This window comes from Sinisalibacter aestuarii (genome assembly GCF_027923545.1).
Classification (GTDB): Bacteria; Pseudomonadota; Alphaproteobacteria; order Rhodobacterales; family Rhodobacteraceae; genus Sinisalibacter; species Sinisalibacter aestuarii.
Map to the genome: position 1 here is coordinate 26,949 of NZ_BROH01000013.1, position 22,824 is coordinate 49,772.

Genomic DNA, 22,824 nt, shown 5'->3' on the forward strand with positions numbered 1-22,824 from the left:
CGAGCCGCGCCCGGAAGCGGTCCAGGCACGCCCCCTGCACCGCCTTTTCCGCGCGAGGGAATCGACCATGACAGCTTGATCTTTCCGGTTTCCGGGGCCAATTGTCTCTCGATTGTCACAAAACGGCGGGACCGGGTGCCCCTGAGGCGCCCAACAGACAGACATGTTCGACTTTGACAGAATGCGCGACGAGCTTGCGCTCCATTATGACCTTGCCCCCAATCCGGAGCTGGCGGCGGAGATGTCAGATATCTACGCGCGCATGGACCGGGTGATCAGCCCGGCCGACTGGGCCGTGTTCGCCCCCTATGTGGCGGCGATCAACACGCTCAAGAAGGAAAAGAACGCGGTCATCCTGGCGCATAACTACATGACGCCGGAGATCTACCACGGCGTCGCCGACGTGGTGGGCGACAGCCTTGCGCTTGCCATCGCCGCGACCGAGGTGGAGGCCGATATCATCGTCCAGTGCGGCGTGCATTTCATGGCCGAGACCTCGAAAATCCTGAACCCCGCCAAGACGGTGCTGATCCCCGACCTCGAAGCCGGCTGCTCGCTGGCCGAGAGCATCACCGCCGAGGGCGTGGCCGAGATGCGCGCGAAATATCCCGGCGCGCCGGTGGTTTCCTACGTCAACACCACCGCCGAGGTGAAGGCGGCGTCGGATATCTGCTGCACCTCCGCCAATGCGGCGCAGATCGTCGCCGCGCTGCCGGAAGAGACGATCATCATGACGCCGGATCAGTTCCTGGCGCAGAACGTCGCCAACATGGTGCCGGAAAAAAACGTCGTCTGGTGGGCCGGCTCCTGCATCGTGCACGAACAATACACGGCGCAGGACATCCGCGATTTCCGCGAATGGCACCCCTCGACCCGCGTGATCGCGCATCCGGAATGCCCGCCGGAAGTGGTGGCCGAAGCCGATTTTTCCGGCTCGACCAGCGGCATCCTCGATTACGTGACCCGCGAGCGCCCCGAACACGCGATGCTGGTGACCGAATGCTCGATGGCCTCCAACATCGCCGACCAGTTGCCGGATGTCGATTTCGTCGGCCCCTGCAACATGTGCCCCTATATGAAGAAGATCACGCTGGAGAAGATCCTGTGGTCGCTGCATGCGGGCGTGATGGAAGTGACGGTGGATCCGGACGTGGCCGACAAGGCCCGCCACGCGGTGCAGCGGATGATCGACCTCAGCCGGGAGCTCGGGCTTTGAGGATCGGCCAATGAGCCCGGTCGTCGAAACCAGCCGCATCGTCATCGTCGGCGCCGGTCTCGGCGCGCTCTATGCCGCGCTGGAACTGGCGCCGCGCCCGGTGCTGATGATCTCGCCGGAAAACCTTGGCGAAGGCGCCTCCTCGGCCTGGGCGCAGGGCGGGATCGCCGCCGCGATGGACCTCAGCGACAGCGCCGAAGCCCATGCCGCCGACACGGTCGGCGCCGGGGCGGGCACGGTGGATGCGCAGGTGGCGGCGATGGTCACCGCCCATGCCCGCGAGCATATCGTCGATCTCACCGAAAAGGGCACGCCCTTCGACCGCACCCCCGAGGGCGGCTATGTGATGAGCCTCGAAGCGGCCCACAGCGCGCCGCGCGTGGTGCGGGTTCAGGGCGATCAGGCCGGGCACCAGATCATGCAAACGCTGATCGCGGCAGTGCGCGCCACGCCCTCGGTGCAGGTCTGCGAAAAGAGCATGGCGACCGGGCTTGAGGTCGAAAACGGCGCCGTCACCGGGGTCTGGGTGCGCGCCTCCGACCGCGAGAGCGGCGCGGTGCTGATCCGCACCCCGGCGGTGCTGCTGGCGGGCGGCGGTTCGGGCGGGCTCTATGCTCATACCACCAACCCGCCCCGGGTGCGCGGCCAGGTGATCGGGCTGGCGGCGCGGGCCGGGGCGGTGATCGCCGATGCCGAATTCGTGCAATTCCACCCCACCGCCATCGACGTGGGCGAAGACCCTGCCCCGCTCGCCACCGAGGCGCTGCGCGGCGAGGGCGCGCATCTGGTCAATTCGGCGGGCGAGCGCTTCATGCTGGCGATTGATCCGCGCGGCGAGCTTGCCCCGCGCGATATCGTGGCGCGCGGCATCTTTGCCGAAACGCAGGCCGACCGCCGCCCGGCGCTGGATACGCGCGAGGCCATCGGCGCCGAGATCCTCACCCGCTTTCCCGCCGTGGCCAAAGCCTGCCTGCGCAACGGCATCGACCCGGCGCGCGAGCCGATCCCCGTCGCGGTCGCCGCGCATTACCACATGGGCGGGATCGAGACCGACATGCAGGGCCGCGCCAGCCTTGACCGGCTCTGGGTGTGCGGCGAGGCGGCCTCGACCGGGCTGCACGGGGCCAACCGTCTGGCCTCGAACGGGCTGCTGGAGGCGCTGGTCTATGCCCGGCTCGCGGCGCGCGATATCGCCGCCGTGGTGGCCGAAGGCACCGCGCCGCCGGTCGATCTCGCCTTCCCCGAGGATGGCTCGGACAGCTATGCGCCCGAGGCGCTGCAGGCGCTGCGCGAGGCGATGACCGCCAAGGTGGGCGTGCTGCGCAACGCCGGGGGCCTCGGATCGGCGCTGGCGCGGATCGACGCGCTGGAACGCGCCCAAGCATCCTCGGTCACCTTCGCCAATATGTGCGCCACCGCCACGCTGATCGCCGCCTCTGCGCTGGAGCGGCGCGAATCCCGGGGCGGCCATTACCGCACCGATTACCCTGAAAGCGACCCGGCACAGGCCCGGCGCAGCCGGATGACACTGAACGAGGCGCAGAAGATCCGCGCCGCCTGCGTCGAGGAGACAAGATGACCCACGCCACCCTGCCCGATATCGTGCTGGAACCCGTCGTGCGCGCCGCGCTGATGGAAGACCTCGGCCAATACGGCGACATCACCACCAGCGCCGTCATTCCCGCCGATGTGCGCTACACCGCCCGGCTCAACGCGCGCGCCGATGGCATGGTCTCGGGGATGCAGATCGCCCGTATCGCCTTTCACCTCGTCGATCCCTCCCTGACGGTGGAGACGCTGGTGGCCGATGGCCAGCCCTGCCGCAAGGGCGAGACGCTGATGGTCATCGAGGGCGCCGCCGCCTCGATCCTGTCGGCCGAGCGGGTGGCGCTGAACTTTGCCGGGCGGCTTTCAGGCACCGCCAGCATGACCGCCGCTTTCGTGGCCGAGACGCGCGGCACCGATGCCCGGATCACCTGTACGCGCAAGACCACGCCGGGCCTGCGCACCGTCGAAAAGCTCGCGGTGCTGCATGGCGGCGGCTTCAACCACCGCTTCAGCCTGTCCGACGCGATCCTGATAAAGGACAACCACATCGCGGCCGCCGGGGGCGTGCGCGCGGTGCTGGAGGCCACCAAGGCCGCCGCCAGCCACATGGTGAAGGTCGAGATCGAGGTCGACCGGCTCGACCAGCTCGCCGAGGTGCTTGAGGTCGGCGGGGCAGATGTGGCGCTGCTCGACAATATGGATACGCCGACAATCCGCGAGGCGGTGAAGATGGTTGCGGGCCGTATGGTGGTGGAGGCCTCGGGCAACATGGTGCTGGAGCGCATCGCCGAAGTGGCGGCGACCGGGGTCGACTACATCTCGTCCGGCGCGCTGACCCACTCCGCCCGCACGCTCGATATCGGGCTCGACTTCTGATCCGCCCCGGCGGGGCCGACATCTCTCAACCACAGGCTAATCGGGGCCCCTGCGGACCCCGATGTCGTTTCCGCGCCGGTCCGGATCAGACGAAGTCGAACACATCGGTGGGGATGATCACGTCGATGGCAAGCACATCGGCCGCCGCGGCGATGGCGTCCTGCGCCATGTCTCCGACCAGCGGCAGCTTGCCCGCAACATCCGACAGCGTGTCGACCCAGCCGTCGAAGGCGGCGGCGAAGGCCGCACCAACCTGATGCGGAAGCTGGGCGTGCATTCGGTGGCGCGGATGATCGCCTATGCCCAGCGCGAAGGGCCGATCGACGCTTCGTCCGAGCTTTGAGCCAGCCGATCTCCGCGCTTGCCCGGCGGCGGCGAAAGGATAAGATCGGACCGTTTTCACGGGAAGGACAGGACCGGATGGACCTCGACGCGCTGAACTTCACCTCCACGACCCGGCCGATTGCCGCGTTGGCCGAAGGGGCGCCGGGCACGCTGGCGATCATCGTCGGCGTCGATGGCCCCTCCTATCGCCCGCTCGGCGCGATGATGGCCGTTCTGGAGGGCCGCAGGCGGGTGGGCAGCCTGTCGTCGGGCTGCGTCGAGGCCGATATTGCGCTCCATGCCGAAGAGGCCCGCGACGCCAGCGCCACGCGGCGCGTCCTCTATGGGCGCGGCTCGCCGTTCAAGGATATTCAGCTTCCCTGCGGCGGCGGGCTCGACATTCTGCTGATCCCCAACCCCGATCCTGGCGTGCTGGCCGAGGCGCAGGCGCGCCATGCCGCGCGCGAGGCCTGCACGCTGGAGGCCAACCCCGAAACCGGCACGCTCAGCCTCGCAGATGACGGCGAGACCGGCTGGTCCGGCACGCGCTTCCGGGTGCGCATCGACCCCGAGATCGCCTTTCTGGTTTTCGGCAAGGGCCCCGAGGCCAGCACCTTCGCCGCCCTCGCCCAGTCGGCGGGCTTTCCCAATACCGTGCTGTCACCGGACGAGGAAACCCTCGACGTGGCCCGGGCGGCGGGCTGCGCGACGCGCCATCTGGTCTCGGCCCGCTTCCCCGGCGACCTCACACCGGACCGGCGCACGGCGGTGGTTCTGTTCTTCCACGATCATGAATGGGAGCCGCCGATCATCGCCGCCGCGCTGGATACGCCCGCCTTCTATATCGGCGCCCAGGGCAGCCAGCGCGCCCGCCAGACGCGCGAATTCGAGCTGGAGGCGCTCGGCCTGGCGCCGGAGCAATTTGCCCGGATGAAAGGCCCGATCGGGCTTGTCCCCTCCGCCCGCGACGCGCGCACCCTCGCCGTCAGCGTACTGGCGGAGGTGCTGGCGCATCAGGGGTAGCGGCGCGTCCTACCCCACCTCGACACGGGCGCTGCGGGTATAGACCTCGCCGGTGGTGTCGACCCACTCGAAATCCAGATCGGCGCTTTCGGACAGGCGCAGATTGAATGCGATATAGGGGTTGGCGGCGATTGCCGGCTCCAGTTCGGCACTGAACACGACCTCGCCACCGGCCCGGCAGGTAAACCGCTCGACGATCCGCACCGGGATCAGCAGGCCACGGAAATTGTGGCGCAACCCGTTCTCCATCGGGTGGCCGATGATGGTGCGCACGGTGAAGATTTCGCCCGGCGCCGCCTGTTCGGGCACGCTGGTGCGGATGCTCGGCTCCCAGCCGGGCGGAAACTGATCGTTGGCGATGGCCTGCTCGCAGGCCCCGTAGGTGACGTTCACCCGACGCACGGCCTGGAACCGCTCGCCATCCGCCATCTCGGCCACGGCGATCACATCCTGAAACGAGCCCAGCCGAACCCGCGTTTCGATCCGGGCTTCGCCGCAGGCGGGCGTGAAATAAAGCGCCACAACCCGTGGCCGGGGATTGCGCGCGGCGTAGACACGCACGACACGCGGATAATCCTCCGGCGTCATCGCCGAGGGCACGTAAAGCTCCATCGGCACCGAGCTGCCGGAATCGGAAAACTCCGGCATGATGATCTCGATCCGGCCCGGCTCGAAACCGGTTGTCCCGAAATCCTCGCTCATCGCCGCGCGCACGTCCTCGTCATCGGCGCGCGCCGGCAGGCCACATAAAGCAAGCCCGGCTCCGAGCACGGCGCGGCGCGACCAGGCGGCGGACGAGCGGTTGGCCATATGGCCCAGCGGGTCTTTCAACAATCTGCCTCCAGTCAGGCCAGCGCCGCGCGCCATCGCGCGGGCGGATATCGGCCAGGACAATCGTAAACGACCGCACGATGCCTTTTCAAATCTCTTAGATTGGCTTCTCCAATTGCCGTCCCGTCTATCGTGAACCGAAAGGACGGAGGATTTGATGATTGATCATCGCCGAAATCGCTTTGTCTGTATGGCATTAGGCGCTGGCTTGGCTCTCGCGACCGGGGGTTCGGGCGCCGTGGCCGAAGGCGTTCCCTCCACGATCACCGCCGAATCCTGCACCACCTGCCACGGCCCGGGCGGCATCGGGTCGGGCGCGATTCCCCGCCTTGCCGGTGAACCGGCTGCCGATCTGTCGGCGGCGTTGACCGGGTTTCGCGACGGCACCCGCGAAAGCACGATCATGAGCCGCCTTACCGGCCCGCTCACCGACGAGGATATCGCCGGGATCGCCGATTACTTCTCGTCACTCGGAGCACCGGCGCAATGACACGTGACCTGACCCGCCGCCAGGCAATCGGCATAACCGGGGCCGCGCTGGGCAGCCCGTTTCTGGCCGCGCCCCTCTACGCACAGAGCAGCGGGCATGTGGTGGTGATCGGCGGCGGCTTTGGCGGCGCCTCGGCGGCGCGCACGCTGCGCCGGGTGGCGCCCGGCATCAGCGTCACGCTGCTGGTGGACGCGGCGGAGTTCACCACCTGCCCGTTTTCCAACCTGGTGATCGGCGGCCTGCGCGACATTTCCGACATCCGCTTTTCCTACGACGCCTTGCGGAGCGAAGGGGTGGATGTGCGGGTCGATCCCGCCACGGCGCTGGACCCGGCGGCCCGCGAGGTGGTGCTGCAATCGGGCGATAGGCTGAGCTATGACCGGGCCATCGTCTCGCCGGGGATCGACTTCCGCTGGGACGCCCTGCCCGGCGTTTCCGCCGATGTGGCCGAGACCCTGCCCCATGCCTGGAAGGCCGGCGCGCAGACGCTGCTCTTGCGCGACCAGATTCAGGCCATGCCCGAGGGCGGCACGGTGATCATCGCCCCGCCCGACAACCCGTTCCGCTGCCCGCCCGGCCCCTATGAGCGCGCCAGCCTGATCGCGCATTACCTCAGCCAGCACAACCCGACGGCCAAGGTGCTGATCGTCGACGGCAAGGACAAGTTTTCCAAGCAGGGCCTGTTCATGGCCGGCTGGCAGGCGCTCTATCCCGGGATGATCAGCTTCATCCCCTTCGCCGAACATGGCGGGCTGAAGGAGATCGACGCCGGGGCGAAACGGATCGACACCTATTTCGAAAGCTTCAGCGCCGATGTGATCAACCTGATCCCGCCGCAAAGCGCGGCCTCGATCGCGCTGGAGGCGGGGCTGACCGGCACCGGGATGTGGTGCGAGATCGACGGGCTGACCTTCGAATCCCGCGAGGCGGAGAATGTGCATGTGATCGGCGACGCGGCGATTGTTGGCGACATGCCCAAGAGCGGCTTTTCCGCCGCGACGCAGGGCAAGGTCTGCGCCCATGCCATCGCCACGCTGCTGGCGGGCAACGCGCCGGAGCGGGGCTATCTGATGAACACCTGCTACAGCCTCGTCGCGCCCGATTACGGCATCTCGGTGGCCGGCGTCTATCAAAGCGACGATGACAACCGCCTTTCCAGCCTGCCCGGCACCGGCGGCACGAGCGAGGCGGGCGATCATCCGCAGCTGCGCCGGGACGAGGCCGATTACGCCCGCGGCTGGTATGCCAGCATCACGCAGGAGCTGTTCGGGGCGTGACGGAAGGATCGGTGCCGGTCGCCCGAAGGCACGGGCACATCCGATGGCCGGGTGCGGCCATTGGCCTGTTTCTGTCGGGAGCCGCTGCCGCCGGCGCGCAAAGCCTGCCGCCATTGACCGAGGTTGCGGGAGACCCGGCGCGCGGCGAGGCGCTGCTGCGCGATATGGGCCGGGCGAGCTGCCTGATCTGTCACGAGATTTCGCAGCTCGACGAAAAGGACATGGGCGAGATCGGCCCGCTGCTCGACGGCGTGGCCGAGCGCTACGATGCGGGCGAGCTGCGCGCCCGCGTCGCCGATGCCCGCACCCTGAACCCCGACACGATGATGCCGCCCTATTATTCGCTCGACGGGCTGGCGGGCGTGGCCCGGGCCTATCGCGGCCAGACGATCTACAGCGCGCAGGAGGTTGAAGACGTGGTCGCCTTCCTGCTCACCCTGACCGACGAGGCGGCGCAATGATGCCCGCGCCCCGGCCCCTTATGCGGCTGGCCGCATGGCTCTGCGCTTTGGCACTGCCCGGTCTGGCTACCGCGCAGGATGCGCCACGGTCCGGCTACAGCTATATGGAGCCGGAAACGCAGGCGCTTCAGGACGACGACTTTCTGAACCCCGGCTTTTTTCTTGTCGATCAGGGCCTTGCGCTTTGGCAGCAGCCGATGGGGCCGGAGGGGCAAAGCTGCGCCGGCTGCCACGGCGCGGTGGAAACGGCGATGCGGGGCGTTGCCGCGCGCTACCCGGCATTCGACCCCGCCGCCGACCGGCTGATGAACCTCGAATTGCGTATTCAGGCGGAGATGGCCGGGCGGATGCAGGCCACACCCTTCGACTACAGCGCGCCCGAGATGCTGGCGCTGACGGCGGTGATCTCACTGCAGTCGCGCGGGCTTGAGATGCGCCCGGAGATCAATGACGAGACGCTGCCCTATCTCGACATGGGCCGCGAAATTTACGAGACCCGCCGCGGCCAGCTCAACCTGGCCTGCCTGCATTGCCATGACGATCACGCCGGCGAGCGCCTGCGCGGCGACGTGATCAGCCAGGGGCAGATCAACGCCTTCCCGATCTACCGCCTGCTGTGGAGCGAGGCCGGCTCGCGCCACCGAATGTTCGAATGGTGCATGCAATCGGTACGGGCGGAGCCTTTTGCGCGCGGATCGGACGAATTCGTCGCACTCGAACTTTACCTTGCCCAGCGTGGCGCAGGGCTTGCGATGGAAGCCCCGGGCGTGCGGCGCTGAGGCGGGCAACCGGACAGACAAGATATTGCCGAGAGGAGCAGCAGAGATGAGAACCGTATACAGAATTCTGGCAGCCGTGGCGGTGATCGTCGTGCTGGCGATACTGGGCGCTTTCTTCTGGGCCACCAGCGCCCCGGCGCTGGACCCGATCGCCACCCCGGCGGCGGATGCGTTCAGCGATGACGAGATCGAGCGCGGCGAACTTCTGGCGCGCGTCGGCGATTGCGCGGCCTGCCACACCGCGCCGGGCGGCGCGGATTACGCCGGTGGCTTCGCCTTGCCGACGCCGTTCGGCACGATCTATTCCACCAATATCACGCCGGACCCGGAAACCGGCATCGGCACCTGGAGCTACGAGGCCTTCGCCCGCGCGATGACCGAGGGGCTCGACCGCGAGGGCAACCACCTCTACCCCGCCTTTCCCTACGATTTCTTTGCCAAGACCCGCGACGAAGACCTGCGCGCGATCTACGCCTATCTGATGACCCGCGACGCGGTGGCCTTGCCCGCAACCGACAATGAATTGCCCTTCCCCTTCTCCTACCGGCCGGTTCTGGCGGGGTGGAAGCTGCTGTTCCTCGACCGCACGCCGTTCAGCCCCGATCCGGAGCTCGACGAGGAAGAAAACCACGGCGCCTATCTCGCCGCCTCGCTCGGCCATTGCGGCGCCTGCCACTCGCCGCGCAACGCCTTTGGCGCGGTCATCGCCGAGCGCGCCTTCGAGGGCGGCGAAGCCGAGGGCTGGCTGGCCCCGCCGCTCGGCGCCCATTCGATTGCGCCGGTGGGATGGACGCTCGACGATTACGCCGATTACCTGTTCGACGGCTGGAGCGAGCCGCATGGCATCGCCGCCGGGCCGATGACTTCGGTGGCAGATCATCTCTACGATGCGGACGAGGACGACGTGTTCGCCATCGCCGCCTGGTTCGCCGCGATCACCCCCGAGCAGCCCGAGGCCGAGCGCGAGGCCGCCATCGCCGCCGCCGAAGCACTGGACTGGCCGGGCACGGAAGGGACGCTGTTTGACGAGGAAGTCAGCGATCCGGCGCTCCTTGCCGGGCGCGACGTGTTTGCCGCCAATTGCGCCAAATGCCACAAGGAGCGCATCGCCGAGACGCAGCCGATCTCGCTGGGGCTGACCTATGCGCTGCACGCGCCGACGCCGCAAAACCTGTTCCACGTCGTGCGCGAGGGCATCGCGCCGCCCTATGGCGTGTCGAACCGGAAGATGGAGGCGATCTCGCTGTCGGACGAAGACCTTGCCGCCGTCGCCGCCTATCTGCGCTGGCATTTCACCGACGAACCGGCCTGGACCGACATGCAGCCGGCGGAGGCCGGGCATTGACCCGGCGCCGCCCACCGCTGCCCCGGCCCGCACGCCGCAGGACCGGCGCCGGCGGATCACTCGCAGGGAAACGCCTTGATGAACATCTGTACCGCCGTCTCGATGGCCGGGCGGTCGTCGATATATCCTGTGGTGACAACGACTTCGGGGCTGGTGAATATCTCCAGCAACTGCTCGCGCGTGGTGCCGAAAGGCAGGCAGATCTTGCCTTCGACCACCGCGTAATCGGCATAGCCCTGCATCAGCCCGTGGCAGAAAGCCTGCCACTCGGGCGTGCGGCGCAGGCAGATGGCGACGGCGTCGGTCGTGTGCAGATAGGTCTGCGACCGCCAGTCGGGCCGCTGGGGGCCCTGCTGCGCGATGGCAGCACCGGGCAGGAAGCCCAGCAAGGCAAGCGCCGCGATCCTGACCATAGGCCCCCCTTCCCGTTTCCGGCGGGACAGTTCCGCGCCGTCCGTGCCAGTCTAACCCCGGCACGGCCCGACCGGACAAGCACATTTCAGCGAGGAGTATCGAGATGACCTATTTGCGTAAGACGAGTTGCGCCGCATTTCTGGGCCTGGCGGCGCTGGTGCTGCCCAATGCGGCTTCGGCGGAGATCATCACCGCCAATTGCACCGGCATGTTCGATCTCAACATCTACGAGATGGACACGACGCTTGCGAGCCAGGAGGTCGAAAAGATCGGCGTGGCGCAGTTTACGGTGGACGATGATTTCATCGTTCTGACCGGCGATTTCGGCGAGTACAGGTTCGACCTGAACGCCGGTACGCTCTACCACAACGGCAGCGATACCGGGCTGTACTGCACCTATTCCCGCAAACCTGCCTGAGCGCGCCCGGGCGCGGTGGCGACGGGCGGCGGACGTGCCGCTTCGGGGTTGCGCACAGCCGACCAGAGCCGCCCGGACCCATGATAGGTTTTTACAATAGGACGTATTGTGGGAATACAGGGCATTTCGCTTGAGAGCCCATCTGTGTTGGCCTCTACTGGTTTCGGGCCACTTTGGGAAAATTCAGTCACCTAAGCCATCCTTTCACGGGCCGGTTATCGGCCCGACTTTTCCGAAAGCAAGGCGCCCAGGGGAACCGAGGCACTCGCAACCCCCAAGAATACCAAACGGGAGGAATGTTTATGGCGATCACGCTCAACATTAATGGACAAGACTACTCGGTCGATGCCGACCCGCAGATGCCGCTGCTCTGGGCAATCCGCGAAAAGGTCGGCCTGACCGGAACGAAATTCGGATGCGGCATCGCGCAATGCGGCTCCTGCACCGTCATCGTCGACGGCAACGCCGTGCGCTCGTGCAACACGCCGGTCGCCTCGGCGGTGGGCAAGGCCATTCGCACCATCGAAGGGGTGTCGGAAAACAACGATCATCCGGTGCAGCTCGCCTGGCAGGAGATCACCGTGCCGCAATGCGGCTACTGCCAGTCCGGCCAGATCATGTCGGCGGTCGCGCTGCTCGAAAAGAACGCCGAGCCGTCCGACAGCGAGATCGACAAGGCGATGTCGGGCAATATCTGCCGCTGCGGCACTTATCCGCGCATTCGCGCAGCGATCCATCGCGCTGCTGAACTCAGCAAAGCTTGAGGAGACCCGCTATGAATGAGATGACTTTCACGCGCCGCAATTTCCTCAAAATCACCACCTCCGCCGCCGGCGGGCTGATGATCGGGATCAATATCCCGACCGGGGCCCGGGCCGCCGCGGACGGCTCTGCCGTCGAGGTCAACGCCTGGCTGACGATCGACCCCGATAACGTGGTCAGCATCGTCACGCCGCAAACCGAAATGGGCCAGGGCGCGTTTACCGCCGTGCCGTTGATGGTGGCCGAAGAACTCGATATTCCGTGGGAAAACGTCCGCCACGTCTTCGCCGACGCGAACCGCCACGTGAACAACAACAACCTCTACACCACCACCTCGACAGGCGGGTCGACAACCGTGTCGATGCGTCACCCCTACATCATGCAGGCCGGCGCCTCGGCGCGCGAACGCCTGCGGGTCGCGGCGGCGAACCGCTGGCATGTGCCGGTGGAGAAGGTCGTTGCCAAGCAGGGCTATCTGACGGCCGAGCACGAAGAACAGGGCACGGTGCAGGGCACCTATGGCGAGTTCGCCGCAGACGCCGCCGCCGTTACCCTCGAAGAAGAACCGGCGATCAAGGCCTATGGCGATTGGTGGCTGCTCGGTAAGGACATCCCGCGGCTGGACGTGGCGCTCAAGACCAACGGCACCGCGCCCTACCCGATCGACATCACGGTCGAGGGGATGGTTTACGCCGCCGTGCAGGCCTGCCCGGTGCCGGAAGGCAAACTGGTGAGCTACGATTTCGACGCGATCAAGGACATGCCGGGCGTGATCGCCGCGGTGGAACTCGTCCAGACCAAGGACGTGCCGTCGTTTACCGATCTGCGCAGCGCCGTCGCGGTCGTGGCCGAAAGCTGGTACCAGGCCAAGAACGCGCTGGCCGTCATGCCGGTTGTCTGGGACGAAGGCCGTGGCGCCTCGATCAGCTTCGACAGCATGACCGCCGAGGCGATGAGCCTGATCTCCAGCCCCGGCATGGTCTTGCTCGACGAGGACGGCAATATCGGCAAGGGGCTCGATACCGGCGTCAACCAGGATGCGGTTCCGGGGCTGATCGAAGCCGCGGCCAATCTGGTGGAAGGCGAGGTCTACAGCCGGCCCTTCGAAGCGCATGCGACGATGATGCCGCCCTGCGCCGTGGCCGATGTGAAGGCCGACCGCGTCGATGTCTGGACCTTTACCCAGGATATCGGGCGTTCGCTCAACGAGGTGGCCGACCAGCTTGGCCGCGAGACCACCAACGTCTTCCTGCATCAGACCTATCTCGGCGGCGGGTTCGGCGGCGGCTACAACATGGACGTTCACCGTCAGGCCGCCGCGATCTCGGCCGAGGTCGGCCGCCCGGTGAAGGTGATCCGCAGCCGCGAGGAAGACATCGCGCAAGACTCGCAGCGCCCCCCGGTCTGGGGCACCTACAAGGCGGCGCTTGGCGATGACGGCCTTCCGACCGCGTTGGTGACGCATTTCGTCGGCGAAGAGAAGATGCCCGTCTTCTCGCAGCGCGGTGTGGCCAACATGCCCTACCTCGTGCCCAACCGGCGGCATGAATACAGCGCCGTGGCGAACCACATCCCGATCGGTTATCACCGCGCGCCCGGGGCGAACTCCAACGGGTTCATCGTCGAACAGATGGTCGACGAACTGGCGCAGGCCGGTGGCTGGGATCCGCTGGAGTGGCGGCTGAAGATGACCGAGGGCAACGAGCCCTGGCAGCGTGTGTTGATGGCGATGAAGGAGAAATCCGGCTGGACCACCGACATGGGCGATGGCGAAGGCATGGGCTGCGCGGTGGTCGAGAGCCACGGCACCATTGCCGGTTGCGTGGCCACGGTGGGCGTCAGCCGGCGCGGCCAGATCTTCATCGACAAGCTGCAATACTTCGTCAACAGCGGCTATGTGATCAACCCGCTTGCGGCGCGTGAACAGGCCGAAAGCTCGGCGATCTGGGAGCTGAGCCACGCCATGTTCGGCGGGCTTGTCCTGCGCGACGGTCGGATCGTGAACACCAACTTCGACTCCTACCAGATGATGCGCATGCCCGACACGCCGCCCGAGATCGAGGTGCACCTCGAAATGTCGGAGGATCAGTGGTGGGGTGGTCTCGGCGAGCCCACCGGCCCGCCGACCCCGCCGGCGGTTGCCAACGCGATCTTCTACGCGACGGGAACCCGGGTGCGCACGACGCCGATGTCGCAGGCGGCGCTCTGATGACAGCGGCCCGTGGCTGCCTCCTGCACCCGCGGGCACGCAATTAAGCAAAAGGAAGGGGCCTGTCGGGCCCCTTCTTCACCCCTCCCCGGCGATGCCCGGGCCCGGCTTCGGGAGGGTGTGCCAACAACAGGTGTAACGGACAGCGTGAAGAGGTTTGCGGCAGCAGCGATCCTGATTTGCCTTCCGGCCTCTGCCTGGGGTTGGGATCCGGCGGACCTGAACGCATTTCGCGGCTCGATCACCTGCACCGGCTGCGACCTCACGGGTGCGAACCTGGTCAAAGCCGATCTCCGGGCGGCGGTGGCGCGCGGGTCGGATTTCAGCCAGGCGCGGCTGTCCTATAGCAGTTTCATCGGCGCGGACCTGAGCGGCGCCGATTTCAGCGGCGCCGATCTGCGCGGCGCCAACCTGTTCTACGCCGATCTGTCGCAGGCCCGCCTGACCGGGGCCGACCTGACCGGCGCAAACCTCGTCGGCGCGCGGCTCACCGGCGCCGATCTGACCGAAACCGATCTGAGCGGCACCGATCTCTATGCCGCCGACCTGAGCCGGGCCCGGCTCGACCGCACCGACCTCGGCAGCGCCGATCTGCGCACCGCGTTTCTGAAAGACGCAACCATGGTTGAGGCGCGGCTCGACGAGGCCGTGTTCTGCCAGACCCAAATGCCGGACGGATCCTTTGACGATACGGATTGCTGATATCACCACCGCCCCGTTCCGGCGCCTCTGGCTCGCCGCAGCCTTGCTGGCGGCGCTCTTGTGTTCCGCCATCCTTGCCCCCGCCCGGGCGCAATCGGACGGGGCCGCCACCGCCTCGCTGCTCGACCGCCTCACGCCGCCGGTGCTCGCCGCCATCTATCCCGGCGTCACCCGGCTCGCGATGGTCGCGGATGACGGGCCGGTCTCCGCCGAGGCCTATATCGGCGACGATATGGTGGGCTACGTGTTCTCGACCCTCGATGTGGTGCGGGCGCCCGGCTACTCGAGCACGCCCTTCGACGTGGTCGCCGGGGTAACGATGGATGGCACGATCACCGGCGCGGTGGTGCTGTTTCACCGCGAACCCTACCTGCTGAACGACCGGCGGCGGACGGAACAGCTGATGATGTTTCTCGATGCACTCGAAGGCGGCGAGGCGCGGCTGGGCGCGGCGACGCGGATCGAGCCGGGCTTCGTGGCCGGGGCGACGATCTCGGCACGGGCGATGCGCAACGCGGTGCAGGAGAGCGCCCGCATGGTGCTGCGCTACCGCACCGAAGATTTCGTGGTCACCGAGCCGACCATCGACATGATCAATTTCAAGCCGATGAGCCCCGAGGCGTTGGTCGGAGATGGCGGGCTGGCCATTGCGCGGGTGACGAATGCCGATGTGATCGCCGCGCTCGAGCGGGCCGGGCTGGGCGATCTGCTGCCAGAAGTGCCGATGACCGGCGGGCCGGACAACACCTATATCGACTTCGTCGCGGGCTACGCCAACCCGCCCAGGATCGGGCGCAACGGCGTCGGGCTGGAGCCCTATGACACGCTGATCAACGGCACGCCGGAAGGCACGATGGGGATATTCGTAGCCTCCCTGCATGGCGTCTACGATCATCGCGGCACCCGGCTCAACAACCTCTCAAACCAGTTCCGGCTCGACCGGGTGAGCGTCACGCAAGGCAGGCAGAGCTATGAGTTCACCAAGTCCGACGTGATCTTCGCGCGCCAACAGATCGCCGATATCCTGCTGCTGCCCAAAGATGCCGCCTTCGACCCGATGAAGCCCTGGCGCGCCGATCTCTATGCCACCGCCCTGCGGCCGGACGGGCAGCGCGAGCCTTTCGTGCTGGCCAGCCTCGACTACACGCTGCCGCAGGGCTACATCCTGATGCCCGAGCCCACGCCGCCGCCGGTCTGGGTCGAGCCATGGGTGAACGCGCGGGTCGAGATCGCCATACTCGCCGCCGCGCTCACGGTTCTGACCGGCATCCTGACCTTTCAGGCGAAACTCAGCCAATACCGCCGGGTGCACCGCTATCTGCGCACCGGGTTCTTGCTGTTCACGCTGGTCTGGATCGGCTGGATCGCCAGCGCGCAGCTTTCCATCGTGCACCTGATCAACTATCTCAAGGCGCCCTTCGCCGATCTCGGCCTGGCCTTCTACCTCGCCGAGCCGCTGATCGTGATCCTCTCGATCTATACTGCGATTTCGCTCGTGCTGCTCGGGCGTGGCGTGTTCTGCGGCTGGCTCTGCCCGTTCGGGGCATTGCAGGAATTGCTGGCCAACCTCGCGCGCGCCCTGAAGCTGCGCCAGTGGAACCCGCCCGAAAGGCTGCAACGGCATCTGTGGATGGGCAAGTACCTCTCGCTCGGGCTGATCCTTACTCTCGTCGTCTTCGCGCCCGAAGCGGCCCCGGTGGCGGAAGAGATCGAACCGTTCAAGACCGCGATCACCGCCATGTTCGTGCGTGGCCTGCCTTATGTGATCTACGCGCTGGCGCTGCTCACCATCGGGCTGTTCACCGAACGCGCCTTCTGCCGCTTCCTCTGCCCGCTCGGTGGCGCGCTGGCCGTTCTCGACCGGCTGCACATGGTCGATCTGCTCAAGCGCCGCCCCGAATGCGGCAATCCCTGCCATCTGTGCGAACGCTCCTGCCCGGTGCGCGCGATCGAGCGGTCGGGCAAGATCGTCATGGCCGAATGCTTCCAGTGCCTCGATTGTCAGGTTGAATACTATGACGACCGGCGCTGTCCGCCGCTGGCAAAAGCCCGCAAGCAACGCGAGCGCGCGGCCCGCCAGCCCGCCGCCGCACCGGCCATGCCCGGGCTGGTGCTGCCGAAGGAGGCGACGACATGACCGGCCCCCTCACCCGCCGCGACACGCTGCGCATCTGTGCGGCGGGCCTTGCCCTGCCGCTGGGCGCGCTCGGGCTTGGCGCAATCCGGGGCGCGCCGGTGCCGGTGCAATGGACCGGCACCGCGCTCGGCGGCCTCGCCAGCATGACCCTGTGGCATTCCAGCGAGAGGGTGGCACGCCGGGCCATCGACCGTTTGCAGGTGGAGATCGACCGGCTCGAGAACATTTTCAGCCTCCACCGCCCCGAGAGCGAGATTTCGCGCCTGAACCGCGAGGGCGGGCTGCTCGCCCCCTCGCCCGCTCTGTTGGAGGTGCTCGACCAGAGCCGCCGGGTCGCCGATCAGAGCGGCGGCGCCTTCGACCCGACGATCCAGCCGCTGTGGCAGCTTTTCGCCGCCAAGCTATCCGGTGAACCGCCGCTGAACCGGATGCAACTCACCGCCACGCTCGCCCGCGTCGATTACACCGCGCTGAGCGCGACGGCGCGCGCCATTCGCCTTGGCAGGACCGGCATGGCGGTCAGCCTCAACGGCATCGCACAGGGCTACATGACCGACCGGGTCACCGAACTTCTCGGCAATGAGGGGTTCGAACATGCGGTGATCGAACTTGGCGAAACCCGCGCGCTCGGATCGGCGCCGGACGGCACCCCCTTCGCCATCGGACTGGTCGATCCCGCCGCCCCCGCCACGCTGGATCGCGACGTGGCGCTCGCCAATGCCTCGCTCTCGGTCTCCGGCGGCTACGGCACACCGCTCGGCGCAGCGGGTCGCCACCACATCTTCGATCCGCGAACGGGCGAAAGCGCGATGCGGCTGAGCCGCGTGGCCGTGATCTCGCCAAAGGCGGTCTGGGCCGATGCGCTCTCCACCGCGATCTACGTGGCCGGAGAGGACGCGGCCCCGGCGCTGCTGGCCGCCTACCCCGCCTCACGCGCGATCCTCACCCGCCGCGACGGATCGGGCGTCGAGCTTTAGGCTAGGGCTGCCGCTCGGCGATACCCGCCAGCGCGATGGCGCGGAACATCGGATCTTCGATCGCCAGCGCGGTTTCCACCGCCTGCGTGGTCTCGCCCAGATCCGCCTCGGTCAGAACGACCTGCACGATAAGATCCTCCATATCGCGCCGGCTGGCGCCGGAGCGGATCATCTCAAGCGCCGCCTCCGCCTCGCCGGCTCGGGTGAGCATGGCGGCGATATCGGCCATCGTGTTGAACCGGTCTTTCGCATCCGTCAGTTGCGACAGCACCGTCATCGCTTCGTCCAATCGACCGTTTTGCGCAATTTCGCGGGATATCGCCGCCTGCGCACGCACCCGATCCTGCACCACGTCGATTTTGCGAACGGTATCGAGGCTGGCCTCGAAATCGCCCGCCCGCGCCTGTTGCGCGGCCACGGCCACCAGCGCGGCGCCGTCGCCATAGGCGCGCTGGATGTCCTGCGCCAGAGCCAGCGCGCCCGCGGCATCGCCCGTCATCGCGAGGCCGGCGGCGATGGCGGTCACCGCCTCCTGATCGCCATAGGCCGCCTCGATCCGCCCGGCAGTAGCGCGCGCGCCGTCAATGTCGCCGGTTTCGGCCTGAACCACCGCAACCTGCGCCATCGCCCGCGACCGGCCACCCTGATCGGGGATGGACTTGGCCGTTTTCAGCGCCCCGACGATATCGCCACCGCGGGCCTGAACCACGGCGATGTTCACCAGCGCCTCGTAAAACCAGAAATGGTCGAACTCCCCGGAGCGCGAGACCAGCCCGCTGGCGATCTTGAAACGGGGCTGATCGGAGCTAAACCAGTAATCGGTGGCAATCCGGCTCGCGGCGCGGATCGCGCCCGCGATATCGCCGGAACGGGCCACCGATGTGGCGATCGCCGCCTGCGCCTCGGAGCGGCGGTAGGGATTGTCGATGGCAACCACCGTCTCGAAGGCCGCATCGACCTCGCCCACGGCGGCCTGTTCGACGGCCAGATTCTCCAGCGCCTGCACCCGGGCCGAGCGGTTGCGCGCATCGAGCATGGCGAAGGCGATCTCGTAGGCGGCGTCAAAATCGCCCGCACGCGCCGCCGCGCCGGAAATCTCACCCATCGCCTCGGCCAGCGTGGCCGCGTTGGCGATCCTGCCGGCCTCGTCCAGCGCCGGGCCAAGTTGCCCGAGCCTGGCCAGCGCCACGGCGATGGCAAAATGCGCCTCGTCGCGCAGGATCGGGCGGTCAATCTCATCGCTCGAATCGCGCGCCGCATCCAGCAGACAATCGCTGAGCGCGCCGGCGCAATCGAGCGGGCCCGACAAGGCCGGCGTGCCCGCGACGGAGCTGGCCAGAAGAGAGGCAAAAAAGGCAGATCGCAGGAGGGTCATCGCCAGCACGAACCAGATCGGGAATGTCGCCCGAGCCTATCGCGAAACCTGCCGCCGACCAAGAGGCGCGCACCTCTGCCGGGCGCGGGCGTGGCAGATATCGGCTGTTGCCAAACATGGCCCGCACCGGCCACACTCAGGCTTGTCCGAGAATGCGACACCGAGAGGAGGCACCCCCGTGAAACGAGCGATGGCGATCCTGACCCTGGCCCTGGTTCCGACCGGCTCTCATGCCTGGGACGAGGCGGCGCTCGACCGGCTGCGCGAGACCAAGACCTGCGAATCCTGCGACCTGAGCGGCGCCGATCTGCGCTGGGCCAACGTCTATGAAGCCGAGCTGGCCGGGGCCGACAATCTGGTGAACGCCGTGCTGAACGGGGCAGATCTGTCCGGCGCCAATCTTTACGGCGCGAACCTGCAGGGCACCGCGCTGCGCGGGGCCAACCTGCAGGGGGCGGAGATGTCTTGGGCCAATCTGCGCAGCGCCGATCTGAACGGCGCCGATGTCACCGATGCCAAATTCACCGGCGCGATCTTTTGCAAAACCACCATGCCGGATGGCAGCGTAAACGACGACAATTGCTGACCCGGCCATCAGGCAGGTGCCGAATTTCTCCAGCACCATATCGAGCGGCGCAACGGTCTGGAAACTGTTCGGCTGACGGCGAAACAGGTTGCCAGGGTCACCTCGGCGCAATCGTCGAGCGGCAGCATCGCCTTCAGCCGCGCCAGCGCCGGGACGCCGGGCGGCGGCCGGAAATCGGGATGGAAACCGCACTTCGAGACGAGCATGATCGGAGCCTCGCCAAGCGCCATGCGCAGAGCAATATCCCCACTCAACTCAAACAGATGGAGCACGTGGCTATCGCGGATCGTGCTATCGAGCAAAAATCCGGGGCCTTCGAATTCGAGCACCCCGAGACTATCGATATTGATCTCGACAAGCACCTCCGCCTCGGACGGAATCGCCATCAACATCCGGGCGAGAAGGGAGATCTCCGGCAGGTCTGGGAATTCTGCACCGGCACGAGGGTTCGTCGGGCAATTCGATCAGCAGCAGGCCGAAGGCGGTCACCCGGAACGGGTGGACGCCGACATCGCCCACCCCGGCATGTTCCCTGGCCGCGTCGTCGTGGAACAGATAGTCACCGCCGGCACCAGATATCCGGTCAGCTCGACAAGCGCCAGCGGCCCTTGCCGCCGTCTTTCACCCGCAGCGAGGCGATCTCGTTGCTGTCGCCGAACGTGTCACACACCACCACCTTTTCAATGCGCGTCAGGCTGCCCGCCGGGGCCTGAACCGGCAACGTCGTGGACAAACGAAAGCGTTTTCGCGTGCGGCGGGCAGATCGCACCGGAGCCAGGTTGGGCGGCGATCAACGTTAAAGAATTGTATCCGCAAGCATATCTTGCGTATACAATAATACCCATGAGCAAATTTCTGATTCCCGATGGGCGCTACCTGCTGACCGCCGCGATGGACGACCGGGTGCGCCACATGGCCCGTGCCCCGGACCGGGCGGGGGAGCGGGCGCATCCGATCTTCGCCTTCGTCGCCGCGCTCGGCGGGCTGGGGCTGAAGATCGCCGATCTGTCGGCGGCGCTCGGCCTTGCCTTCGAGCGGGGGCCGGTGCTGGCCCGCTGCCGCCTGAGCTATGACGCGCCGCTCCTCGTCGACCGCAGCTATGACGTGCGGGCCGAGATCGACGATTTGCAGCGCAAGCCCAGCCGGGTCTTCGGCGCGGCGGATCACCTGCACCTGTCGATCCGCCTCCGGGACGAACGCCCCTACAGCCGCGCCCGGCTGCATATCGTCTACCCGGCGGGCGAGGCATGACGCGGCTTTTCGAGGATATTTCCGGGCCGGACATGGCCGAATGGTGCGCGTTGCTCAACGACGACAACGCCATCCACCTGAGCCGCGACGCCGCCGAGGCCGCCGGCTTCGGCCCGCGCCGGGTCAATCCGGGGCCGGCCAACCTCGCCTATCTCATGACGCTGGTCGGCGAAGATCTGGCCGAGGTCGATGCCCGTTTCACCGGCAATGTGTTCGAGGCGGACAACCTGACCGCCGAGGCGGAGCCGGACGGCGACACGACCCGGGCCCGCCTGCTGCGCGGCGAGGATGTGCTCGTGGCCGCGATCTTCAAGGAGAAGCCATGACCCCCTTCGGCGCCGCGCAAACCACCGTCTACCCGCTCATCGCCATGCGCGCGCGGGTCACGCCCGATGCCCCTGCCATCGCCGATGCCCGGATGCAGCTCAGCTACGGCGCCCTGCTCGAACGGGTCGATGCCGTGGCGGCGGGCCTTGCCGCACGCGGGCTGGAACGCGGCGCGCGGATCGCGGTGATCTCGGAGAACCGGGGGGAATATACGATCCTGCAACTCGCTGCCGCCAAGCTGGGGCTGATCACCGCCTGCCAGAACTGGCGGCTCGCCCCGGCCGAACTGGCCTATTGCGTCGGGCTGGTCGAGCCTGCGCTGATCGCCGCGTCGGAGCGGTTCATCGACCTCGCCGCCGAACTGGCCGACGGCGTGCCGGTAGCGCCGCTCGACGGGCTGGCGGGCGCGGGTGAGACGCATTGCGCCGCCGAGCCGGAAGACGGGCTGTTCATCATCTACACCTCGGGCACCACCGGGCGGCCCAAGGCGGCGGTGATTTCGCACCGGGCGCAGATCGCGCGGATGAGCGCGCTGCGCCTCGATCTCAACATCCGGCCCGGCGACGGCTACGTCTCCTGGGCGCCGATGTTTCATATCGGCGGGACGGAACACCTGGTGTCGACCCTGATGTCCGGTGGGCCGGGGGTGATCGTCGACGGGTTCGACGCCGACGCGATCATCGACGCGCTGGAGGCGCACCCGATCGGCTGGCTGATGCTGGTGCCCGCCACGATCGAGCCGCTGATTGACCGGCTGAAGGAGCGGCGGCCAGCGATCAAGGGCGTGCGCGCCGTGGGCTGTATGGCCGATCTGGTGCCGCTTGCGGTGGTGGACGAGATCACCACCCTGCTCGATGCGCCCTATCTCAACTCCTTCGGCGCGACCGAAACCGGGATGCCGCCGCTCTCGGGCGATCTGATCGCACCGGGCCATGCGCGCGACAGCCTTGCCAAGCGGCTGTCGATCCTCACCGAATTGCGGCTCGTCGGTGCGGACGGGCAGGACGTGGCCAATGGCGCGGCGGGCGAGGCCTGGATGCGCGGGCCGACGCTGTTTTCGGGCTACTGGGCCAACCCGGAGGTGAACGCGAAAGACTTTGCCGGCGGCTGGTTTCACATGGGCGACATGTTTCGCCTCACCGCGCGGGGTTACGAATTTGCCGGGCGGTCAAAATACCTCATCAAGTCGGGCGGCGAAAACATCTACCCCGCCGAGATCGAGCGGGTGCTGCTCGCCGATCCGCGCGTGGCCGATGCCATCGTGGTGAAAAAGCCCGATCCGCACTGGGGCGAGGTGCCGATTGCCGTCATCGTCCGTCAGGACGCGGCGCTGAGCGAGGACGAGGTGATGAATCTGTGCCGGGCCGGGCTTGCGGGCTACAAGCGGCCCAAAGGCGTGCTCTTCGTCGGCATGGAGGATCTGCCCCGCTCGGTGAGCGGCAAGATCATCCGCGAGGATGTCGAGGCGATGGTCTGAGCCACCGCCCCGACGCGGC

25 protein-coding genes are annotated in these 22,824 nt (G+C 67.2%); 19 read left to right on the forward strand and 6 right to left on the reverse strand.

Translation table 11 applies throughout. The features are described 5' to 3' along the window. The first annotated feature begins 163 nt into the window (after positions 1-163). The 3 genes from nadA to nadC are packed head-to-tail and all read left to right on the forward strand — an operon-like array spanning position 164 to position 3,640. Positions 164-1,216: a quinolinate synthase NadA gene (nadA, locus tag QMG28_RS17320; protein WP_281843577.1), complete on the forward strand. Its 1,053-nt coding sequence runs from the start codon at positions 164-166 to the stop codon at positions 1,214-1,216. Between the two features lie 10 nt (positions 1,217-1,226). After that, entirely contained in the window at positions 1,227-2,795 is a 1,569-nt protein-coding gene (locus tag QMG28_RS17325; protein ID WP_281843578.1) for an L-aspartate oxidase, read from the forward strand. Beyond that, the gene (nadC, locus tag QMG28_RS17330) at positions 2,792-3,640 is read left to right on the forward strand and encodes a carboxylating nicotinate-nucleotide diphosphorylase (RefSeq protein WP_281843579.1); all 849 of its coding nucleotides are present in this window, start codon (positions 2,792-2,794) and stop codon (positions 3,638-3,640) included. Before QMG28_RS17325 ends, nadC begins: the two co-directional genes overlap by 4 nt. Positions 3,641-3,725: 85 nt before the next feature. Here the strand turns inward: nadC and QMG28_RS17335 are convergent, their stop codons facing one another. Beyond that, the gene (locus QMG28_RS17335) at positions 3,726-3,917 is read right to left on the reverse strand and encodes a hypothetical protein (protein ID WP_281843580.1); all 192 of its coding nucleotides are present in this window, start codon (positions 3,915-3,917) and stop codon (positions 3,726-3,728) included. A gap of 143 nt (positions 3,918-4,060) precedes the next feature. Between QMG28_RS17335 and QMG28_RS17340 the strand changes: the two genes are divergently transcribed. Beyond that, entirely contained in the window at positions 4,061-4,987 is a 927-nt protein-coding gene (locus tag QMG28_RS17340; RefSeq protein ID WP_281843581.1) for an XdhC family protein, read from the forward strand. 9 nt (positions 4,988-4,996) lie between these two features. Here QMG28_RS17340 and QMG28_RS17345 read toward each other — a convergent pair whose 3' ends face one another. Continuing rightward, on the reverse strand, positions 4,997-5,818 hold the full coding sequence (locus QMG28_RS17345) for a thiosulfate oxidation carrier protein SoxY (RefSeq protein ID WP_281843582.1): 822 nt from the start codon (positions 5,816-5,818) through the stop codon (positions 4,997-4,999). A gap of 208 nt (positions 5,819-6,026) precedes the next feature. Here QMG28_RS17345 and QMG28_RS17350 point away from each other — a divergent pair, with 208 nt between their 5' ends. From QMG28_RS17350 to QMG28_RS17370, 5 genes are read left to right on the forward strand one after another with little or no spacing between them, the layout of a single operon-like run. Beyond that, the gene (locus tag QMG28_RS17350; protein ID WP_281843583.1) at positions 6,027-6,308 is read left to right on the forward strand and encodes a c-type cytochrome; all 282 of its coding nucleotides are present in this window, start codon (positions 6,027-6,029) and stop codon (positions 6,306-6,308) included. Next, a complete protein-coding gene (locus tag QMG28_RS17355) occupies positions 6,305-7,585 on the forward strand; it encodes an NAD(P)/FAD-dependent oxidoreductase (protein WP_281843584.1) in 1,281 nt (426 codons plus the stop codon). The genes QMG28_RS17350 and QMG28_RS17355 overlap by 4 nt, the downstream gene beginning before the upstream one ends. Then, complete coding sequence (gene soxX / locus QMG28_RS17360) at positions 7,582-8,046, forward strand: sulfur oxidation c-type cytochrome SoxX (protein WP_281843585.1); 465 nt, start codon at positions 7,582-7,584, stop codon at positions 8,044-8,046. The genes QMG28_RS17355 and soxX overlap by 4 nt, the downstream gene beginning before the upstream one ends. Beyond that, positions 8,046-8,825, forward strand: a complete 780-nt coding sequence (gene soxA, locus QMG28_RS17365) for a sulfur oxidation c-type cytochrome SoxA (RefSeq protein WP_281843586.1) — start codon at positions 8,046-8,048, stop codon at positions 8,823-8,825. Before soxX ends, soxA begins: the two co-directional genes overlap by 1 nt. Positions 8,826-8,871: 46 nt before the next feature. Further along, positions 8,872-10,170: a cytochrome c gene (locus tag QMG28_RS17370; RefSeq protein ID WP_281843587.1), complete on the forward strand. Its 1,299-nt coding sequence runs from the start codon at positions 8,872-8,874 to the stop codon at positions 10,168-10,170. A 56-nt stretch (positions 10,171-10,226) separates the two neighbouring features. Here QMG28_RS17370 and QMG28_RS17375 read toward each other — a convergent pair whose 3' ends face one another. Continuing rightward, positions 10,227-10,583: a Rap1a family protein gene (locus QMG28_RS17375; RefSeq protein ID WP_281843588.1), complete on the reverse strand. Its 357-nt coding sequence runs from the start codon at positions 10,581-10,583 to the stop codon at positions 10,227-10,229. A 104-nt stretch (positions 10,584-10,687) separates the two neighbouring features. Here QMG28_RS17375 and QMG28_RS17380 point away from each other — a divergent pair, with 104 nt between their 5' ends. The 6 genes from QMG28_RS17380 (at position 10,688) to QMG28_RS17405 (ending at position 17,789) form a co-directional block, all read left to right on the forward strand. Then, complete coding sequence (locus QMG28_RS17380) at positions 10,688-11,002, forward strand: hypothetical protein (protein ID WP_281843589.1); 315 nt, start codon at positions 10,688-10,690, stop codon at positions 11,000-11,002. Positions 11,003-11,304: 302 nt separating this feature from the next. Beyond that, positions 11,305-11,766, forward strand: coding sequence for a (2Fe-2S)-binding protein (locus tag QMG28_RS17385; protein ID WP_281843590.1), 462 nt, complete (start codon positions 11,305-11,307; stop codon positions 11,764-11,766). 11 nt (positions 11,767-11,777) lie between these two features. Next, positions 11,778-13,973, forward strand: coding sequence for a xanthine dehydrogenase family protein molybdopterin-binding subunit (locus QMG28_RS17390; protein WP_281843591.1), 2,196 nt, complete (start codon positions 11,778-11,780; stop codon positions 13,971-13,973). 147 nt (positions 13,974-14,120) lie between these two features. Then, a complete protein-coding gene (locus QMG28_RS17395; RefSeq protein WP_281843592.1) occupies positions 14,121-14,675 on the forward strand; it encodes a pentapeptide repeat-containing protein in 555 nt (184 codons plus the stop codon). Continuing rightward, positions 14,656-16,812, forward strand: coding sequence for a NosR/NirI family protein (locus tag QMG28_RS17400; RefSeq protein WP_281843593.1), 2,157 nt, complete (start codon positions 14,656-14,658; stop codon positions 16,810-16,812). Before QMG28_RS17395 ends, QMG28_RS17400 begins: the two co-directional genes overlap by 20 nt. Beyond that, positions 16,809-17,789, forward strand: coding sequence for an FAD:protein FMN transferase (locus QMG28_RS17405; RefSeq protein WP_281843594.1), 981 nt, complete (start codon positions 16,809-16,811; stop codon positions 17,787-17,789). The genes QMG28_RS17400 and QMG28_RS17405 overlap by 4 nt, the downstream gene beginning before the upstream one ends. A 1-nt stretch (position 17,790) precedes the next feature. On the opposite strand, the gene QMG28_RS17410 is transcribed toward QMG28_RS17405, so the two are convergent. Further along, a complete protein-coding gene (locus QMG28_RS17410; RefSeq protein WP_281843595.1) occupies positions 17,791-19,173 on the reverse strand; it encodes a hypothetical protein in 1,383 nt (460 codons plus the stop codon). A 169-nt stretch (positions 19,174-19,342) separates the two neighbouring features. On the opposite strand from QMG28_RS17410, the gene QMG28_RS17415 reads away from it, so the two are divergent. Continuing rightward, positions 19,343-19,750 (forward strand): pentapeptide repeat-containing protein, encoded by a 408-nt coding sequence (locus QMG28_RS17415; RefSeq protein ID WP_281843596.1) that lies wholly within the window; start codon positions 19,343-19,345, stop codon positions 19,748-19,750. 8 nt (positions 19,751-19,758) lie between these two features. Here the strand turns inward: QMG28_RS17415 and QMG28_RS17420 are convergent, their stop codons facing one another. Then, entirely contained in the window at positions 19,759-20,169 is a 411-nt protein-coding gene (locus QMG28_RS17420; protein WP_307726360.1) for a DUF6603 domain-containing protein, read from the reverse strand. Between the two features lie 164 nt (positions 20,170-20,333). After that, on the reverse strand, positions 20,334-20,483 hold the full coding sequence (locus tag QMG28_RS17425) for a hypothetical protein (protein ID WP_281843598.1): 150 nt from the start codon (positions 20,481-20,483) through the stop codon (positions 20,334-20,336). Between the two features lie 110 nt (positions 20,484-20,593). Between QMG28_RS17425 and QMG28_RS17430 the strand changes: the two genes are divergently transcribed. The 3 genes from QMG28_RS17430 to QMG28_RS17440 are packed head-to-tail and all read left to right on the forward strand — an operon-like array spanning position 20,594 to position 22,805. Then, positions 20,594-21,001, forward strand: a complete 408-nt coding sequence (locus QMG28_RS17430; RefSeq protein WP_281843599.1) for a hypothetical protein — start codon at positions 20,594-20,596, stop codon at positions 20,999-21,001. Then, complete coding sequence (locus tag QMG28_RS17435) at positions 20,998-21,327, forward strand: hotdog family protein (protein WP_281843600.1); 330 nt, start codon at positions 20,998-21,000, stop codon at positions 21,325-21,327. The genes QMG28_RS17430 and QMG28_RS17435 overlap by 4 nt, the downstream gene beginning before the upstream one ends. Further along, entirely contained in the window at positions 21,324-22,805 is a 1,482-nt protein-coding gene (locus QMG28_RS17440) for a class I adenylate-forming enzyme family protein (RefSeq protein WP_281843601.1), read from the forward strand. The genes QMG28_RS17435 and QMG28_RS17440 overlap by 4 nt, the downstream gene beginning before the upstream one ends. Positions 22,806-22,824 lie beyond the last annotated feature (19 nt).

Bases quoted from the DNA above. Each gene is read 5' to 3' on its own strand.
- nadA (WP_281843577.1), top strand. From the start codon at position 164: ATGTTCGACTTTGACAGAATGCGCGACGAGCTTGCGCTCCATTATGAC.
- QMG28_RS17325 (WP_281843578.1), top strand. From the start codon at position 1,227: ATGAGCCCGGTCGTCGAAACCAGCCGCATCGTCATCGTCGGCGCCGGT.
- nadC (WP_281843579.1), top strand. From the start codon at position 2,792: ATGACCCACGCCACCCTGCCCGATATCGTGCTGGAACCCGTCGTGCGC.
- QMG28_RS17335 (WP_281843580.1), bottom strand. From the start codon at position 3,917: ATGCACGCCCAGCTTCCGCATCAGGTTGGTGCGGCCTTCGCCGCCGCC.
- QMG28_RS17340 (WP_281843581.1), top strand. From the start codon at position 4,061: ATGGACCTCGACGCGCTGAACTTCACCTCCACGACCCGGCCGATTGCC.
- QMG28_RS17355 (WP_281843584.1), top strand. From the start codon at position 6,305: ATGACACGTGACCTGACCCGCCGCCAGGCAATCGGCATAACCGGGGCC.
- soxA (WP_281843586.1), top strand. From the start codon at position 8,046: ATGCCCGCGCCCCGGCCCCTTATGCGGCTGGCCGCATGGCTCTGCGCT.
- QMG28_RS17370 (WP_281843587.1), top strand. From the start codon at position 8,872: ATGAGAACCGTATACAGAATTCTGGCAGCCGTGGCGGTGATCGTCGTG.
- QMG28_RS17375 (WP_281843588.1), bottom strand. From the start codon at position 10,583: ATGGTCAGGATCGCGGCGCTTGCCTTGCTGGGCTTCCTGCCCGGTGCT.
- QMG28_RS17380 (WP_281843589.1), top strand. From the start codon at position 10,688: ATGACCTATTTGCGTAAGACGAGTTGCGCCGCATTTCTGGGCCTGGCG.
- QMG28_RS17385 (WP_281843590.1), top strand. From the start codon at position 11,305: ATGGCGATCACGCTCAACATTAATGGACAAGACTACTCGGTCGATGCC.
- QMG28_RS17390 (WP_281843591.1), top strand. From the start codon at position 11,778: ATGAATGAGATGACTTTCACGCGCCGCAATTTCCTCAAAATCACCACC.
- QMG28_RS17405 (WP_281843594.1), top strand. From the start codon at position 16,809: ATGACCGGCCCCCTCACCCGCCGCGACACGCTGCGCATCTGTGCGGCG.
- QMG28_RS17430 (WP_281843599.1), top strand. From the start codon at position 20,594: ATGAGCAAATTTCTGATTCCCGATGGGCGCTACCTGCTGACCGCCGCG.
- QMG28_RS17435 (WP_281843600.1), top strand. From the start codon at position 20,998: ATGACGCGGCTTTTCGAGGATATTTCCGGGCCGGACATGGCCGAATGG.
- QMG28_RS17440 (WP_281843601.1), top strand. From the start codon at position 21,324: ATGACCCCCTTCGGCGCCGCGCAAACCACCGTCTACCCGCTCATCGCC.